This window comes from Pseudomonas marvdashtae, assembly GCF_014268655.2.
In the GTDB taxonomy this organism is placed as follows: domain Bacteria; phylum Pseudomonadota; class Gammaproteobacteria; order Pseudomonadales; family Pseudomonadaceae; genus Aquipseudomonas; species Aquipseudomonas marvdashtae.
Genome location: NZ_JABWQX020000001.1, coordinates 4,005,373 through 4,022,706, shown reverse-complemented (window position 1 = coordinate 4,022,706; position 17,334 = coordinate 4,005,373). Strand labels below are relative to the sequence as shown.

12 protein-coding genes and 1 pseudogene are annotated in these 17,334 nt (G+C 59.4%); 8 read left to right on the top strand and 5 right to left on the bottom strand.

The window, feature by feature from the left end; translation table 11 throughout:
• Window positions 1-152: 152 nt before the first annotated feature.
• Window positions 153-2,135: a bifunctional tRNA (5-methylaminomethyl-2-thiouridine)(34)-methyltransferase MnmC2/FAD-dependent 5-carboxymethylaminomethyl-2-thiouridine(34) oxidoreductase MnmC1 gene (mnmC, locus tag HU742_RS18050; protein ID WP_186643079.1), complete on the bottom strand. Its 1,983-nt coding sequence runs from the start codon at window positions 2,133-2,135 to the stop codon at window positions 153-155.
• Between the two features lie 142 nt (window positions 2,136-2,277).
• Between mnmC and pap the strand changes: the two genes are divergently transcribed.
• Window positions 2,278-3,789, top strand: a complete 1,512-nt coding sequence (pap, locus tag HU742_RS18045) for a polyphosphate:AMP phosphotransferase (RefSeq protein ID WP_186637090.1) — start codon at window positions 2,278-2,280, stop codon at window positions 3,787-3,789.
• 104 nt (window positions 3,790-3,893) lie between these two features.
• Window positions 3,894-5,078, top strand: a complete 1,185-nt coding sequence (locus HU742_RS18040; protein WP_186643080.1) for a thiolase family protein — start codon at window positions 3,894-3,896, stop codon at window positions 5,076-5,078.
• Window positions 5,079-5,227: 149 nt separating this feature from the next.
• On the opposite strand, the pseudogene HU742_RS18035 reads toward HU742_RS18040, so the two are convergent.
• Window positions 5,228-5,419 (bottom strand): annotated as a pseudogene (locus tag HU742_RS18035) (DUF6316 family protein); the annotation flags it as partial.
• A gap of 187 nt (window positions 5,420-5,606) precedes the next feature.
• Between HU742_RS18035 and HU742_RS18030 the strand changes: the two are divergent.
• The gene (locus tag HU742_RS18030) at window positions 5,607-6,569 is read left to right on the top strand and encodes a DMT family transporter (RefSeq protein ID WP_186610474.1); all 963 of its coding nucleotides are present in this window, start codon (window positions 5,607-5,609) and stop codon (window positions 6,567-6,569) included.
• Between the two features lie 58 nt (window positions 6,570-6,627).
• On the opposite strand, the gene HU742_RS18025 is transcribed toward HU742_RS18030, so the two are convergent.
• Entirely contained in the window at window positions 6,628-8,022 is a 1,395-nt protein-coding gene (locus HU742_RS18025; RefSeq protein WP_186637086.1) for a class II fumarate hydratase, read from the bottom strand.
• Between the two features lie 191 nt (window positions 8,023-8,213).
• Here HU742_RS18025 and HU742_RS18020 point away from each other — a divergent pair, with 191 nt between their 5' ends.
• The 5 genes from HU742_RS18020 (at window position 8,214) to HU742_RS18000 (ending at window position 12,713) form a co-directional block, all read left to right on the top strand.
• Window positions 8,214-8,735 carry a DUF2059 domain-containing protein gene (locus HU742_RS18020; RefSeq protein ID WP_030141033.1) on the top strand — a complete coding sequence of 174 codons (522 nt, stop codon included), beginning with the start codon at window positions 8,214-8,216 and terminating at the stop codon, window positions 8,733-8,735.
• A gap of 13 nt (window positions 8,736-8,748) precedes the next feature.
• Window positions 8,749-9,048 (top strand): BolA family protein, encoded by a 300-nt coding sequence (locus tag HU742_RS18015; RefSeq protein ID WP_186637084.1) that lies wholly within the window; start codon window positions 8,749-8,751, stop codon window positions 9,046-9,048.
• Between the two features lie 271 nt (window positions 9,049-9,319).
• On the top strand, window positions 9,320-10,261 hold the full coding sequence (gene trhO / locus HU742_RS18010; protein WP_186637082.1) for an oxygen-dependent tRNA uridine(34) hydroxylase TrhO: 942 nt from the start codon (window positions 9,320-9,322) through the stop codon (window positions 10,259-10,261).
• A 36-nt stretch (window positions 10,262-10,297) separates the two neighbouring features.
• Window positions 10,298-10,900, top strand: a complete 603-nt coding sequence (locus HU742_RS18005; protein ID WP_186637399.1) for a DsbA family protein — start codon at window positions 10,298-10,300, stop codon at window positions 10,898-10,900.
• Window positions 10,893-12,713, top strand: a complete 1,821-nt coding sequence (locus tag HU742_RS18000) for an ABC transporter ATP-binding protein (protein ID WP_186643081.1) — start codon at window positions 10,893-10,895, stop codon at window positions 12,711-12,713. The genes HU742_RS18005 and HU742_RS18000 overlap by 8 nt, the downstream gene beginning before the upstream one ends.
• A 41-nt stretch (window positions 12,714-12,754) precedes the next feature.
• Here HU742_RS18000 and HU742_RS17995 read toward each other — a convergent pair whose 3' ends face one another.
• Both HU742_RS17995 and HU742_RS17990 read right to left on the bottom strand, forming a co-directional pair.
• The gene (locus HU742_RS17995) at window positions 12,755-14,092 is read right to left on the bottom strand and encodes a deaminase domain-containing protein (RefSeq protein WP_186643082.1); all 1,338 of its coding nucleotides are present in this window, start codon (window positions 14,090-14,092) and stop codon (window positions 12,755-12,757) included.
• Window positions 14,083-17,304, bottom strand: coding sequence for a hypothetical protein (locus tag HU742_RS17990; protein WP_186643083.1), 3,222 nt, complete (start codon window positions 17,302-17,304; stop codon window positions 14,083-14,085). The genes HU742_RS17995 and HU742_RS17990 overlap by 10 nt, the downstream gene beginning before the upstream one ends.
• Window positions 17,305-17,334: the final 30 nt, after the last annotated feature.

The window sequence follows — 17,334 nt, the reverse complement described above, 5'->3', positions numbered from 1 at the left end:
AGCTAATCCGCACATAAGTCCTTACCGGTTTTTCCGTTGGGGAGGGGTCAAGCCGTACACGCCAGAAGGGCGGGTACTCTGAAACTGACCGGTGGGATTGCTGTGAGTTTTATATCGATGCGTTATAAGCCGACGGATGGGGCGGGGTTGTGTCAGGCCTTGCCCCGAATCAACGCCCGTAGCGCAAATCGGTTCGGATGGCAGGCTTCGGCCACGCTTCGTGGCAGTGGCAGCGGTTCGTTGTCCAGCCAGGCGGCGATCAGTTCGCCCGACAGCGGTGCGCTGACCAAGCCCCGTGAGCCGTGGCCGCTGTTGACGTACAGGCCATCGAGCCAAGGGCATGGATGGTCCGGCACTTGGCGGGCATCCTTGGCCAGGGCGCAATACGTTTCGGTGAACGCCCCGAGATCGGCCAGCGGCCCGACAATCGGCAGGTAGTCCGGACTGGTGCAGCGAAACGCCGCACGGCCTTCGAGGTGTTCAGGATCCAAGGCGCTGGCGTCCAGGCGATCCATCAGGTCGAGGGAGATCTCTTCGAGCATTTGCAGATTGCCGGCGTGCTCGGCGGCGGTGGGGATCAGGTCGTCATTCTTGAAGTCGAAGCTGGCGCCCAGGGTATGCTCGCCCATGCGCGGCGGGGCCACGTAACCTTCGGCGCAGACCACCGTCGCCAGGCTTTGACTGCGGGTGGTTTGGGGCAGGCGGGTGATTTGTCCGCGAATGCGCTTGAGGGGCAGTTCGGCGGCCGGTGCGAAGCGTTTGATTTCGGCGGCGCTGGCGAGGATTACCACCGGGGCGCTGGCGACGCAACGTTGCCCATCCCAGGCCTGCCACTGGTCGTCGACACGCCGCAGTTCCAGTACCTCATGGTGTGCAAGCAAGGCAATCGCCGAGTCCGCGGCTTGCCAGCGACACAAGGCTGGCGGATGAACCCAGCCGCCCTCGGGATAAAACAGGCCGCCACAGGCCAGGCCGATACCGGACTGCGCCTGCGCCTCGGTGCGATCGAGGATCTTCAGCAGGTCGGTTGGGAACGCGTCGGCCAGTTGCGCCTGGCGCTCGGCTTCCTTGTCGTTGAAGGCCAATTGCAGGACGCCGCAACTGTCCCAGTCAACGCCTCGCTGCAAGTGTTCCAGCAAGCGACGGGTGTAGCCGAAACCGCTGAGGATCATCTGCGACAACGCCGTGCCGTGGGCCGACAGCTTGAGGTACAACACGCCCTGGGGATTGCCGGACGCTTCCTCGGCCAACCCGGCGTGGCGTTCCAGCAAGGTCACCTGCCAGCCACGGGCCGCGAGACTCGCCGCGCTGGCGCAACCGGCCAGGCCGCCGCCAATCACCAAGGCCCGGCGCTCGCCGGCATGGGGAGCGGGGCGGGCGTACCAGGGTTTGGCCAGCGCTGGCGCCGGTACTTGCTCCGGCCAACCGAGGAACACGCCGCGAAGAATCTCCCATTTATGACCGATGCCCGGCGTGCGCTTCATCTTGAAGCCCGCCGCGTTCAGCCGGCGCCGTACCCAACCGGTGCTTGTAAAGGTGCTGAGGGTCGCTCCGGGTGCCGCCAGCCGCGCCAGTTCGGCGAACAGCTCGGCGGTCCACATCTCGGGGTTTTTCGCTGGCGCGAAACCGTCGAGGAACCAGGCATCGATTGGCCCGTCCAGTTGCGGCAGTTGTTCCAGGGCATCGCCAACCAACAAGGTCAGCGTCACCCGACCGTTCGCCAGGGTCATGCGTTGGAAACCCTGGTGAATCGCGACGTACTGCCCAAGCAACTGGTCAGCCTGGCGCTTGAGCTCTGGCCATAAAGCCAGGGCCCGACGCAGGTCCTCGGGCCTCAAGGGGAATTTCTCGACGCTGACAAAATGCAGCCGCGCCCCGGCCGGTGCGCATTGTTCGAACAGCTGCCAGGCACAAAGAAAATTCAGCCCAGTGCCGAATCCTGTTTCGCCAATCACCAGTCGCCCGTCTTCTGGCAGCGCGGTAAAGCGCTCGGCCAGGTTGTTCTGCGCAAGGAACACGTAGCGGGTTTCTTCCAGGCCCGACCGGTCGGAGAAATACACGTCGTCGAAGACCCGGGAACGGGGGAGCCCCTGATTGTCCCAGTCGAGTTGTGCGTGGTGCTGGATAGGCGTCATGACAGGCTCGGTGAAAACGAAGGCGCCATTCTAGCCGATCGGATCGCGTCATCTGCGTGTCGATCGCTGTCTGGAAGGAATCTGCAGCGCAGGTACGTATCCAATCCGCTAGTCTTGCCCCCATTCCTGGAAGGAGCTGCCCATGTTCGAGTCCGCTGAAATCGGTCACGTCGTTGATAAAGAAACCTTTGAGGCCGAAGAGCCGGCGCTGCGCGAGGCGCTGCTCGAAGCGCAGTTCGAACTGCACCAACAGGGCCGCTTTCCGGTCATCGTCCTGATCAACGGCATCGAAGGCGCGGGCAAGGGCGAGACGGTGAAGTTGCTCAACGAGTGGATGGACCCCCGCCTGATCGAAGTGCGTACCTTCGACCAGCAGACTGACGAAGAACTGGCGCGGCCACCGGCCTGGCGCTACTGGCGGATGCTACCGGCCAAGGGGCGCATGGGGATTTTCTTCGGCAATTGGTACAGCCAGATGCTGCAAGGGCGGGTGCACGGCGAGTTCAAGGACCCGCGACTCGACCAGGCGATCAACGGCGCCGAACGCCTGGAGAAAATGCTCTGCGACGAAGGGGCGCTGATCTTCAAGTTCTGGTTCCACCTGTCCAAGAAACAGATGAAGGCCCGCCTGAAAAGCCTCAAGGACGACCCGCTGCACAGTTGGCGCATCAGCCCATTGGACTGGCAGCAGTCACAGACCTACGACAAGTTCGTCAAATACGGTGAGCGAGTGCTGCGCCGTACCAGTCGCGATTACGCGCCATGGCATGTGATCGCCGGCGCCGATGCTTGTTACCGCAGCCTCGCGGTCGGTCGCATCCTGCTCGAAGGGCTGCGCCAGGCGCTGGACCGGTCGAAGATCAAGCCGGAAAAGGTCAACGTGGCGCCGCTGCCGGCGCTGGACGGCCAGGTGACGTTGATTGACAGCCTGGACATGACGCTGCGCCTGGATAAACCCGATTACGAAGAACAATTGATCACCGAGCAGGCGCGGTTCGCCGGTTTGCTGCGCGACAAACGCATGCGCCGGCATGCGCTGGTGGCAGTGTTCGAGGGCAACGACGCGGCGGGCAAGGGCGGCGCGATTCGCCGGGTCGCGGCGGCGCTCGATCCGCGCCAGTACAGCATCGTGCCGATTGCCGCGCCCACCGAGGAAGAAAGGGCCCACCCCTACATGTGGCGCTTTTGGCGGCACATTCCGGCGCGGGGCAAGTTCACCATGTTCGACCGCTCGTGGTACGGGCGGGTGCTGGTGGAGCGGGTCGAGGGCTTCTGCAGCCGCGCCGATTGGTTGCGGGCCTACGGTGAGATCAACGATTTCGAGGAACAACTGGCCGACGCTGGCGTGGTGGTGGTCAAGTTCTGGTTGGCCATCGACAAGGAGACGCAGTTGGAGCGTTTCCAGGAGCGCGAGGAAATCCCCTTCAAGCGCTTCAAGATCACCGAGGACGACTGGCGCAACCGCGACAAGTGGGATGCCTATCGCTCGGCGGTCTGCGACATGGTCGATCGCACCAGCACTGAAATTTCGCCGTGGACCCTGGTGGAAGCCAACGACAAGCGTTGGGCTCGGGTCAAAGTCTTGCGCACCCTCAACGAGGCGCTGGAGGCCGCGTTCGAGCGCTCGGCCAAACAGGCGCGCAAAAAGAAATAGCCCGATGGGCACGCATACGCGGGGTGAATGATTGTCGCGTTCGGTTATGCAGTGGATCTATTCTCGAATCCACTCTTAACCGATAACAACAATGAGGTGCCGCCATGCGTGAAGTGGTGATCGTCGACAGTGTACGGACCGGTCTGGCCAAGTCCTTTCGCGGCAAATTCAACATGACCCGCCCGGACGACATGGCGGCGCATTGTGTCAATGCGCTGCTGGCGCGTAACGGCATCGACCCGGCCAGCGTCGAGGACTGCATCGTCGGCGCCGGTTCCAACGAAGGCGCCCAGGGCTTCAACATCGGCCGTAACGTGGCGGTGCTCTCACAATTGGGCACCGGCACGGCCGGAATGACCCTCAACCGTTTCTGTTCCTCAGGCCTGCAGGCCATTGCGATTGCGGCCAACCAGATTGCGTCCGGCTGCAGCGAGATCATCGTCGCCGGTGGGGTCGAATCCATCAGCCTGACGATGAAGAGCGTCAATACCGACAACCTGGTCAATCCATTGCTCAAGGAGCAGGTGCCGGGCATTTATTTCCCCATGGGCCAGACCGCCGAAATCGTTGCGCGTCGCTATCAGGTCAGCCGCGAACAGCAGGACCGCTACGCCTTGCAGAGCCAGCAACGCACGGCCAGGGCACAGGCGCAGGGGCTGTTCGGTGACGAAATCGTGCCGATGACGGTGAAGTACCGAGTCGAGGACAAGAACACCGGAGCGGTGCAAATACTCGATGGCGTGGTTGATCGTGATGACTGCAACCGCCCCGATACCACCTATGAAAGCCTGGCGGGTTTGAAACCGGTGTTCGCCGAGGACGGCTCGGTCACTGCGGGCAACTCTTCGCAATTGTCCGACGGCGCCTCGATGACGTTGGTGATGAGCCTGGAAAAAGCCCTGGCGCTGGGCCTCAAGCCGAAGGCGTTTTTCCGTGGCTTTACCGTGGCCGGTTGCGAGCCGGACGAGATGGGCATCGGCCCGGTATTTTCGGTACCCAAGTTGCTCAAGGCCAAGGGTTTGCAGATCGGCGACATCGACCTGTGGGAACTCAACGAGGCGTTTGCATCCCAGTGCCTCTACAGCCGTAACCGGTTGGAAATCGACAACGAGAAATACAACGTCAACGGCGGCTCAATCTCCATTGGCCACCCGTTCGGCATGACCGGCTCGCGGCAAGTCGGGCATCTGGTGCGTGAGCTGCAACGGCGCAACCTGCGCTACGGCGTCGTGACCATGTGCGTGGGCGGCGGGATGGGGGCGACGGGGTTGTTCGAGGCGGTTAGATAGCCGCTGCTTCCAACGGCTCTTGTGGCGAGGGAGCTCGCTCCCGCTCGGCTGCGAAGCAGCCGTCAATTGGTCGATAGGTGCTGCTGGACAACCGCCGGGCCGTTTTGCGGCCCGGCGGGAGCAAGCTCCCTCGCCACGGGATTTTCAGTGACCTTGGCCAGTTGCATCATTCGCTGGATATAAGCCGCTATTTCCTGTTCCGCAGCTTCGCGGCTTTCGAACGGGCCCTCCTGGGTGCCTTCGCGGGTACTGAAGTAAAACTCGCCATTAATCCGACAGATCCGGTCACTGCGGAAAATCGTCTTCGGGGCGTCGGTATCCTGCGCGCGCGTTCCAGGCATTTCGGTCTCCATAGGTGCTGCGTAGTCGTTTCAGTTGAGCATATGTGGAGTCCTCGATTCGCGCCTGCCCAGCCGATCGACGGCTGCGACCCGTACAATCCCGTCCACGGCGAAGACCTAATTGTCCCTGTGTCGCCGAGCGATCCGAGCCTAGAATGGGCGTTCATGTCTTGGCTTCGAGGGTTGCATGCACATATCGTCCGGTCGCTGGGTCTACGGGCTTTTTCTCGCCTTGCTGACCGCCCTGCTGTGGGGAATCCTGCCGATCAAGCTCAAGCAAGTGCTGCAAGTGATGGATCCGGTCACGGTCACCTGGTTTCGGCTGTCGGTGTCTGGGGGCCTGTTGTTCATCTATCTGGCGGCGACCCGACGCTTGCCCAGCCGCAAAGTGCTCGGTCCGCGTGGCGGTTGGCTGGTGGCGATGGCGGTGTTGGGGTTGGTGGGTAACTACGTCCTGTACCTGATGGGCCTGAACCGCTTGAGCCCCGGCACCGCGCAACTGGTGGTGCAAATGGGCCCGATCATGCTGCTGGTCGCCAGCCTGTTTGTGTTCAAGGAGCGTTTCAGCGTGGGGCAGGGCATCGGCTTGCTGGTGCTGCTGATCGGTTTCGCGCTGTTCTTTAACCAGCGCCTTGTCGAGCTGTTGACGTCCTTGAGCGACTACACCGCCGGCGTCTTGCTGGTGCTGCTGGCCTCGACCGTGTGGACGTTCTATGCCCTCGGCCAGAAGCAGCTGTTGACGGTATGGAATTCGTTGCAGGTGATGATGGTGATCTACCTGTTCTGCGCGCTGTTGCTCACGCCCTGGGTGCACCCGTTGGAGGCGTTGCAACTGAGCCCCTTGCAAGGCTGGCTGTTGCTCGCTTGTTGCCTCAACACCCTGATCGCTTATGGCGCGTTTGCCGAGGCGCTGGCCCATTGGGAGGCCTCGCGAGTCAGCGCGACCCTGGCGATTACGCCGCTGGTGACGTTCGCCGCCGTGGCAATGGCTGCCTGGTGGTGGCCGGACTATGTGCATGCCGAGCAGATCAATCTGCTGGGGTATGGCGGGGCGGTATTGGTGGTGCTGGGCTCGGCGCTGGTTGCGCTGGGTCCGTCGCTGGTCGCCGGGCTCAGGGCCCGGCGCGAGCGGATGGTTGCAGGACGATAGAACGCCTGATGATCGTTCCCGCGCAGGGCGCGGGAACGAACTCATTAACCAGCAAGACTCAGCCCTGGCTACCGGCCTCCAGCATGTTCTCCGGCCTGACCCAGGCATCGAATTCTTCATCGGTCAGATACCCCAGCTGCAACGCAGCTTCACGTAGGGTCAGCCCTTCGCCGTAGGCTTTCTTGGCGATTTCGGCGGATTTGTCGTAGCCGATGTGCGGGTTCAGTGCCGTCACCAGCATCAATCCACGCTCCAGGTGCGCCGCCATCTGCTCGGCATCCGGTTCGAGGCCGGCGATGCAGTGCTGCTGGAAGTTGCTGCAGCCGTCAGCCAGCAGGCGGATCGATTGCAGCAGGTTGTGGATGATCACCGGTTTGAACACGTTCAACTGCAAGTGACCCTGGCTGGCGGCGAAACCGATCGTCACGTCGTTGCCCAGTACCTGGCAAGCCAGCATTGACAAGGCTTCGCACTGAGTCGGGTTGACCTTGCCGGGCATGATCGAACTGCCGGGTTCGTTGGCCGGCAGCTTCACTTCGGCAAAACCGGCGCGAGGCCCGGAGCCCAGCAGGCGCAGGTCGTTGGCGATTTTCATCAAGGTCACGGCCAGGGTTTTCAGCGCGCCGGACAGCGTGGTCAGCGGCTCATGGCCGGCCAGCGCGGCGAACTTGTTCGGCGCGGTGACGAACGGCAAGCCTGACAACGCCGCCAATTCAGCGGCAATCGCTTCGCCGAAGCCATGGGGCGAATTGAGCCCGGTGCCCACCGCGGTGCCGCCCTGGGCCAGTTCGCAGACCGCCGGCAAGGCCGCGCGGATCGCCCGTTCGGCGTAGTCGAGCTGGGCAATGAACGCGGACAGTTCCTGGCCGAAGGTGATTGGCGTGGCATCCATCATGTGGGTGCGACCGGTCTTGACCAGCTTCATATGACGCGCCGCCAATTCCGCGAGGCCGCCAGACAATTCACTGATGGCCGGCAACAACTGCTGGTGCACTGCCTGGGCAGCGGCGATGTGCATGGCGGTGGGGAAACAATCGTTGGAGCTCTGCGAGCGGTTGACGTGGTCGTTGGGGTGCACCGGGCTCTTGCCGCCGCGCGGATTGCCCGCCAGCTCGTTGGCGCGCCCGGCGATCACCTCGTTGACGTTCATGTTGCTCTGGGTCCCGCTGCCGGTCTGCCAGACCACCAGCGGGAACTGATCGTCATGCTGGCCGGCCAACACCTCGTCGGCTGCCTGTTCGATCAAACGGGCGATGTCGGCGGGCAGGTCGCCATTGCGGTCGTTGACCCTGGCGGCGGCTTTCTTGACCAGCGCCAAGGCATGCAGCACCGACAGCGGCATGCGTTCATCGCCGATGGCAAAATTGATCATGGAGCGCTGTGTCTGGGCGCCCCAGTAGGCTTCATCCGGGACTTCAACCTGGCCAAGGCTGTCGGTTTCGATACGGCTCATCGGGTCAAACTCCTGTTGGTCTGAATGCGCAGTTTAGGCCCAGACGGGCGACATGGGTTCCCTCAATCTAGGAAGGGACGGTTCGGTCCGTCAATCGGGCCCTCCGAGGAACGGGGTTGAGCCCCGGCGTTTTTTAGGCGCAGAATGGTCGCCCTTGGGGTTTTGCCTCGCCTGTTAGATAAGGAAACTCGATGACCCGTCTTCGTGCCATCTGTACCGCAGTTGCTCTGGTGTGTGCCAGCGGCCCTGTTCTTGCCGATACCGCCAGCCACAACGCCAGTGCCGAAGCGTTCCTGACCCTGGCGCACGCCGACAAGCTGGGTACCCCGGTCTACATGCAAGTCCAGCAGATGTTCGCCCAGCGCTTTGAACAGACCAAGGCCCCTGAGTCGAAAAAAGCCACCCTCGAGACTTACCAGGCCAAGGCCAACGCCGCGCTGGACCAGGCCATCGGCTGGAACAAGCTCAAGCCGGACATGGTCAAGCTCTACACCAGCAATTTCAGCGAGTCCGAGCTCAAGGACCTGGTGTCGTTCTACCAGTCGCCCCTGGGCAAGAAAGTCCTGGAGAAGATGCCCCAGCTGACTCAGCAATCGGCACAACTGACCCAGGCCAAGTTGGAAAGCGCGGTGCCGGTGGTCAACAAGCTGCTGGCGGACATGACCGCCGAGCTCGAGCCAAAAGCCGCCGCCCCGGCCAAGAAAAAGCCATAAGCGGAGCCCTGGCATGAGCATGCAACAACGCATCGAATCGACCCTCGGGCTGCTGCAGCCCGAGCACCTGCAAGTGCTGGACGAAAGCCACATGCACAGCCGTGGGCAAGAAACCCACTTCAAGGCCGTGGTGGTCAGCCAGCAGTTCGAAGGGCTCAACCGGGTCAAGCGTCACCAGAAGGTCTACGGCACGCTCGGCGAGCTGATGGGTGAATTCCATGCCTTGGCGCTGCACACCTACACGCCTGAAGAGTGGGCGCAAATCGACGCAGCCCCGGCTTCGCCGACCTGTGCGGGTGGCAGCAAGCACTGATTGCAGGGCGAAAAAGCTTTTGTGGCGAGGGAGCTTGCTCCCGCTGGGTCGCGAAGCGGCCCCAAGCCAATCAGCGCGGTGTTTCAGGCTGATCCAATCAGCTTTTTGGGGCTGCTGCGCACCCCAGCGGGAGCAAGCTCCCTCGCCACAAAGGCTCTCGCTCCTAAAGCCAGCATGTTTTTGCTAGAATCCGCAACGCGCCGCTCACCCGGCGCGTTTTTTTTCGCATCCGGTTCACCCCTTACGAGGGTAGCCACCTGGAGAAATACCCATGACACCACCGATTGTCGTGGCGGCACTGTATAAGTTCGTCACCCTGGAAGATTACGTCGAGCTGCGCGAGCCCCTGCTCAAGGCGATGCTCGACAACGGCATCAAAGGCACCCTGCTGATTGCCGAGGAAGGCATCAACGGCACGGTTTCCGGCACCCGCGAGGGGATCGACGGGTTGATGGCCTGGCTCAAGAACGATCCGCGCATGGACGACATCGACCACAAAGAGTCGTACTGCGACGAGCAGCCGTTCTACCGCACCAAGGTCAAGCTCAAGAAAGAAATCGTCACCCTCGGCGTGGAAGGCGTGGACCCGAACAAGCGGGTCGGCACCTATGTCGAGCCGCAGGACTGGAACGCGCTGATCAATGATCCGGAAGTCTTGCTGATCGACACCCGCAACGATTACGAAGTGGCGATCGGCACCTTTGAAGGTGCCGTCGATCCGAAGACCACCAGCTTCCGCGAATTCCCCGAGTACATCAAAGCCAACTTCGACCCGGCCAAGCACAAGAAAGTCGCCATGTTCTGCACCGGGGGCATTCGTTGCGAGAAGGCTTCGAGCTACATGCTTGGCCAAGGATTCGACGAGGTCTATCATCTCAAGGGCGGCATCCTGAAATACCTCGAAGAGGTGCCTCAGGAAGAAACCAAATGGCGCGGTGACTGCTTTGTGTTCGACAACCGCGTAACCGTGCGTCATGACCTCAGCGAAGGCGACTACGATCAATGCCATGCCTGCCGGACCCCGGTGAGCGTGGAGGATCGCGAGTCGCAACACTATGTGCCGGGCATCAGCTGCCCGCATTGCTGGGATAAGTTGAGCGAGAAGACCCGTCGCAGCGCCATCGACCGGCAAAAGCAGATCGAATTGGCCAAGGCACGCAACATGCCCCATCCGATCGGCTACAACTACAAGCAATCATCTTCCGAGGCTTGAGCCATGGCGTCGCGCCTGCTGTATGTAATGGACCCGATGTGTTCGTGGTGCTGGGGCTTCGCGCCAGTGGCCGAGGCGCTGGCCGAGCAGGCCCAGGCCGCAGGCGTGGAATTGCACTTGGTCGTGGGCGGCTTGCGCACCGGCAGCGGTTCGGCCCTGGAGCCGACGACCCGGCGCTATATTCTTGAACATTGGCAGGCGGTCACCGAGGCCACCGGCCAGCCGTTCAAGCTTGAGGGCGCGCTGCCGGACGGCTTCGTCTACGACACCGAACCCGCGTGTCGGGCGCTGGTGACGGCGCGCAGCCTGGCGCCGGACCTGGCCTGGAAGCTGTTGAAGCTGATCCAGCAGGCCTTTTATGAGCAAGGCCGTGACGTGACCCACGCCAGCGTCCTGGTGGAACTGGCCGAGCAGGCCGGTTTGCCCCGCATTGAGTTCGCCGCGGCATTCGACCGCGCCGAACAACATGCAGCCACGGCCGCCGATTTCACCTGGGTACAAGATTTGGGCATTGCCGGGTTTCCCACGCTGCTGGCCGAGCGCGACGGCCAGTTGGCCTTGCTGACCAACGGCTACCAACCCCTGGACCAATTGTCGCCGTTGCTCGGGCGTTGGCTGGAGCGCGCGGCCTGTGCCTGACCTGCCCGATGATGGCGCACCGGCCACGCGCCGCATCGATCGCTTGAGCTGGGCGGAAATTCGTCGTCTGTCCCTCACGCACAAGAAAGCCCTGTGGATCGCCAACGGCGTCGCCGTGCTGGCGACGTTGTGCAGCGTACCGATCCCGCTGCTGTTACCGCTGCTGGTCGACGAAGTGCTGCTGGGCCATGGCGATGCGGCATTGAAAATCATGAACAATGCGCTGCCGACAGCGTGGCAAAGCGCGGCCGGTTACATCGGGCTGATGCTGCTGGTGACGTTGATGCTGCGGTGCGGCGCGCTGCTCTTCAACGTCTTGCAGGCCCGGTTGTTCGCCAGTCTGGCCAAGGACATTGTCTATCGCATCCGCATTCGGCTGATCGAGCGTCTCAAGCGTATTTCCCTCGGTGAATATGAAAGCCTGGGCAGCGGTACGGTGACCACGCACCTGGTCACCGACCTGGACACCCTCGACAAGTTCGTCGGCGAAACCCTCAGTCGGTTCCTGGTTGCCATGCTCACGCTGGTGGGCACCGCCGGCATCCTGATGTGGATGCATTGGAAGCTGGCGCTGCTGATCCTGTTGTTCAATCCCTTGGTGATCTACGCCACGGTGCAGCTGGGCAAACGGGTCAAGCACCTGAAGAAACTGGAAAATGACAGCACCTCGCGCTTCACCCAGGCCCTGACCGAAACCCTGGACGCTATCCAGGAAGTGCGGGCCGGCAACCGCCAGGGATTCTTCCTCGGCCGACTGGGCATGCGCGCCCGGGAAGTGCGCGACTACGCGGTGAATTCGCAGTGGAAAACCGATGCCTCGAACCGTGCCAGCGGTTTGCTGTTCCAGTTTGGTATCGATATTTTCCGCGCCGCGGCCATGCTCACCGTGCTGTTTTCCGACCTGTCCGTCGGCCAGATGCTCGCGGTGTTCAGTTACCTGTGGTTCATGATCGGTCCGGTGGAACAACTGCTGAACCTGCAATATGCCTACTACGCGGCTTCAGGCGCCTTGAACCGCATCAATGAACTGCTGGCCCGGGCCGACGAGCCGCAGTACCGCGGCGGCGTCAACCCGTTCAAGGGGCGCGACACCGTCGGCATCGACATCCAAGGGCTCAGGTTCGGCTATGGCGAGGAAATGGTGCTCAATCAACTGAACCTGTCCATTTCGCCGGGGGAGAAGGTCGCGATCGTCGGCGCCAGTGGCGGCGGCAAGAGCACCTTGGTGCAACTGTTGCTGGGCCTGTACACGCCGCAGGCTGGCAGCATCCGGTTCGGCGGCGCGACCCAGGAGGAAATCGGCCTGGAAACCATCCGGGAAAATGTCGCGGTGGTGTTGCAGCATCCTGCGCTGTTCAACGACACGGTGCGCGCCAATCTGTCCATGGGCCGCGATTGCAGCGACGAGGCTTGTTGGCGAGCACTGGGAATCGCTCAGCTCGAAGAGACGGTGCGTGCGCTGCCGCAGGGCTTGGAAAGTATTGTCGGGCGTTCCGGCGTCAGGCTGTCGGGCGGGCAGCGGCAACGACTGGCCATCGCCCGCATGGTCTTGGCCGAGCCGCGAGTGGTGATCCTCGACGAAGCCACATCGGCGTTGGACGCCGCCACGGAATACAACCTTCATCAGGCACTGGCACGGTTCCTGAGTGGACGCACGACGTTGATCATTGCGCACCGGTTATCCGCGGTGAAACAGGCTGACCGCGTGTTGGTGTTCGACGGCGGACAAATCGCCGAAGACGGCGACCACCAGCAGCTGATTGCCGATGGTGGTTTGTACGCCAGGCTTTATGGGCATTTGCAGCGGCACTGATTGCCTGGAATGTGAGCCGGTTGAAGCGCGTGCTTCAGCTCTCAAGGTTGGCGGCGTTTACCCCATGTAACGTTCAACGAATCTGCTCCACGCGAATGGCCGAATTCCTTCATGACGATTGCACAGGAATCGCACGGAGGTAGCGTCGTGGCAATGGTCATTGAACGGATATCTGCGTTATTGGGATATTTTTCACGGACGAAACCGACCAGCTTGCTTTCGCTGTCAGCAGAGGTCACTTGACCCAGTATGTCCGAGCGACTCGAGTGTGGTATCGATAACACCCTGTTATCTTGGCCGATTGAAAGGGACGTGGGCACAATGGGGCCCGCAATATCGTCCACGTTAAAGTAGTTGGTTCCATTGACTTCTACTTGTCTAGGGTTGGAATCGAACAAGGGCAAACGCCGAGTGAAATCCTTGACGCCGGAGACGCTGACATAGACTTCGGTTTTTCCTGAAGCAAGGGCAAGGTGGGCGAATGCTATATTTTTTTTATGCCTTGGAAGTATATTCTGCAGCGCTGTCATGGCCTCGTTTATAGAAAGGGATTCTTTTTTAAAGAGTGCGCCAAAAACGGAAGTGGTCATGTTCGTTACCTGCCATGGGACGGATGTGGCGGGTCTCCATAAGGCGGTGCCGTTGGGTAGTTCGACTGCAATCATTCTCGTGCGATTATCAAATAGAAGTGCTTCGGCAGGGGAGGTGTCGACTTTTATCCATTTCATATTTTTGGGCGGGTCTGGGGTGACGCCGATAGGGATCGAGACCTCATCCATGTTTTTCAGCGCTTGTTCAACTTTTTGTATGCCGTGTACCCGTGCAGTATTGTTTGCATTGAGTGAGCCGTCATAGATTCGCTTCAACTCCGCTCCGTATCCTTCTTCCCACGCACTGGGCTCCTGTTTTAGTAGTTTCAATGTTTTGGTGTCATTCATGGCGGAGAGTCTAAATGCGTAGTAGTTGTCATTTAGCCGGGTGAAGATGTAATTGAATTTCTCATCGAGAGAGGGCACGATGATTGCCCCGATTCGATGGGCGTCGTTGATACCCTCTGCGGCGCCGGTGACCCTGATGCCGGCATATATACCCGTCTGAAATTCTATCGTTACGTCTATTGTTAGCTTAGGTTTGGGGGTTCTGGTAGGCAGGTAGATCAATTCTGGTTTACCTGTATATCTGATGTGCGTGCCATTTTTGAATTCGTATATCTTTCCTTGATAACTGAATATGGCTCTCTCTCCAATGCTCGCTGGTTCGACGAGAACGTCGCCAAACCAGGGTGCCCAGCTCTTTTCTGAACTGACCGTTCCCAGGGCAGGGCGCTCGACAATATCGCCGGTCAGTGAGTAGGAACTGCAAGTTTTATCTAGCGGCATGGTAATTTCCTAAAGTTTTTAGTGATGTCCAGGGTGTCGACCCTGCGCAGGGCGCCATCTTCCAATCGATAAGGAACGTCATCCAGATAGAATGTCCGGCTACCGTCGACTTCCAGCACTTCTTTCACCTGGGTATTGTCAGGAATCTTGAAGAGGCTATCGGTTTCGGTTCTGCCCAGCAGGTCGTATCGGGAGGGGCCAAACGACAATCCGGAACGTTCAGCCGTCAGGGCAGGTCCGTAGGGTTTGGTGGACAGAGGGTCGACAAAGCGAAAGTCGGATTTGCCGTGGGAGGCGATATTGCGCACCGGGGCATCTTCAATTTCATAGACCGTGGCCAGTCGATCTTTTGTCGACAGAGGACGCCATCGTCCCGGATCGGTCGCTTGAGGCACGCCTTTCAAAAGGTCGTATTGACCTGCTCGGCCGCTTAATTTCTTGAGGCTGAGATAGCCTTTTTTACTGAGTCTGAACAGGCCCAGGCCGCCCCCCTTGAGCAGCGAGGGAATACCATCGAGTGGATTCAAGGTGGAATTGAGGAGAACGCCTACTTTTTGTGCAAGCGAAGGCAGTTTTCTTGTGAGGGTAAGTTTGCCCCCTGCTCTGATTATCTTCATGGAACCGGACGCAAATTTCCCAAACGGAAATACGAAGGCTGCGAGGTCTAAGGTTAAACCCAATAAACCTTCATTTACTTTCTTTCGTTTGCCTGAACTCAGGTTCTCTATGCTGTCCCAGAATGGAATGAATGATTTTATTACGCTTATTACCCCGTCAAGATTCGCCTGTTGGCGTTCAAATTTGGTTTGGCCGTAACAGGTGCGGCGCAACTCCGTTTCGTCAATAAAAAGGAGGCGGTCGGCAATATGTTTGACGATCGACTGAATGGACGTTGATTCCAAGGTGGTAGGTGTAATGTGGGGGAGATCACTGTTCATTAATCTACCCAGCGTGCCACCCATTTGGTCCATGATAGCTTGGCATTGCATATCTTTTTCGGGAACTGTTCCGTTGACGTGAGCGTTCCAATCAAAAGGTAGCTCTGTATTTTTATCTTGGAACGACCCAAAAAAGCCGGGACGAATTTGTTCGGCAAGGTTCATCTGCACTGCAAACGTTGTAGTGACGCCGATATGGTGCGGCATGATATCCAGCCGGGGACGAATGACACCCGCTCGCGGCACAAGTTCGTAGTACCTTGCCTTGCCGTCGTAAGTTGCTTCTAAAATAAAGCCGCAGCGAGCGCGCAGGGGTAACGTTTCCTCTGCGACTCCAATCACGCCGCCGATATCACCCGTGGGCTGTCTGAGGCTGTATAGCTTGACGATGCCGTACTCCAATGCCCGTCGATCAATCAAAGGAAGCGACGCGAGTTGGTGAATGATCAATCGCTGGTAGGCGCCGCTAATTAGCTTGATGTAATCCTTGAAGCGGGTGTCGAATATGTTTTTTATATTTGGCAGTGCTTTTCCTTTGAGCCCACGACCGAAAAGATTGGTATTTACTATGCCGGCTTCGGACAGGGTTAACCACGCCGAAGATGGCGGATTGATGTACCATTTTGCCTTGCTCAACTCTCCAGAGGCATAGATATCAACAAGCGAATAATAGTGGTCGATTGGCGGTCCGCTTTTCCATGTACCACTCCCGGTAGAGAATGCGGAGGCCTCTTTCTCCAGTTTCCATTCCGTCAAGAAACGGCTATGTCCAAGTAGCTTGGTCAGCTCAAGTGTCGCGATCTCCAGTCTGTCGGGCGGACGTTTGTCGAGATCGGTGATAGCACTACTCAATTGAGTAATAGCCTCATCGAGTTTTTGCATCACCTTTTCGAGGGTCTGCACCGAGTAGTCTGCATCGGTACGTTCAGGAACGAAGCCATTGGTGATCGCCCAGTCCAGAGCGGGTTGAAGTCTGGTCAGGGAGGCAAGTTTTAGATCTTCGGCGTTGCCTTCATCCATGTATTCGGCGGGCAGGTCAATCAGTTGCTGAACGCTCAATCGTTGCAGCAGCGTTGGATCAAGGGTGTTGGCAAGCTGGACGCCATGGACAAAGTTGACCCAGACAGTCGAGCTCCGGTAGGGCAGTTCCGAGGGAATGTCGGGGATCTGGAAGTCCAGGGGAAACGATGAGCGATACAAACAGGCCAGCAGGACGGATTCATTCACCGATGAAGCGCGTTTCGAAGTAAGTAGATGCGACTCGAACGCCAGCCATATCGCTTCGTAGCTCTTGCCCCAATTGGAGGGTGCCTGCCATTGATAGCCGGCGATAGCGCCATCTTGCTCGGGTTTCCCTGCCCGCAACCAAAGATCAATGGCTTTGACCAGCAATTTGATTCGCACGCTTGGAGCACTGTCTTCGCCGTGATTACCGCCGTACCATTCCAAGGCTCGCAACAGGGCTTCCGTCAACGCCTCAGCTTCTTCTGACAACAGGATTTTTTCGAGATAAAACGATGGTTTCGCTCGTAGGTCCTGGATCGTCAGGCTGGCTATGTCTATCGAACTGAGGTGGGCCAGTAATGATGTGCGAAGTTGGGGAAGGCGTTCACGCATCGTTTCCATGATCAGATCGTCGACGGACTTGTCCTCGACGGCGCAGCCGTGACCCAGTCCGTCGAGACGGAATGCATCGCCCAGTCCCAGTGAATGACGGGCGCGCTTTTCTTCCAGTGCCTGGATCGCGGCTTCGCATTGTTGATCATCCAGCGGATCGGGGAGCGGGATCCCGTAGAACCAGGCCATTCTTGCGAACGTAACCTCGCCATTCTGACGAATCTGGCCTCCAAGTTTTAGAACGGCTTTTTCAATACTGGAAAGCCACCCGTCCCATACGGGATTCTTGCCAAGCGGAATTGCAATGGTGACTTCGCTGTCGCTCGACTGTGTTTCGTAGACGGCTTTTCCGTCTTTCAACGTGACGGTTAAACGGTGCGGTGAGGCTCCTACTGTTTTGCACGATGCCCGGTAGTCTTCATTTTGCGCCAACGCTTGTAGCGAGCGCTGTCCGGTCTCGTCCTCCAAGTACATCGGAGAACAACGCTTTGGTTTTATCAAGGTATTGGCAAGCTTCTCGGGGGATGTGTTTCGGATCAGCGAAAGCAAAGAATCGTAGTCGCCCAACAAGCCTTGATATTTTTCGTCAGGGGACGGGACCGGGCTCAGTGATGAGGCCATTGGCGGGTCGAGAGTGAGTAGTGATGACATATCCATGGTTCTCGGTGGTTAATACGGGCCCCCGTT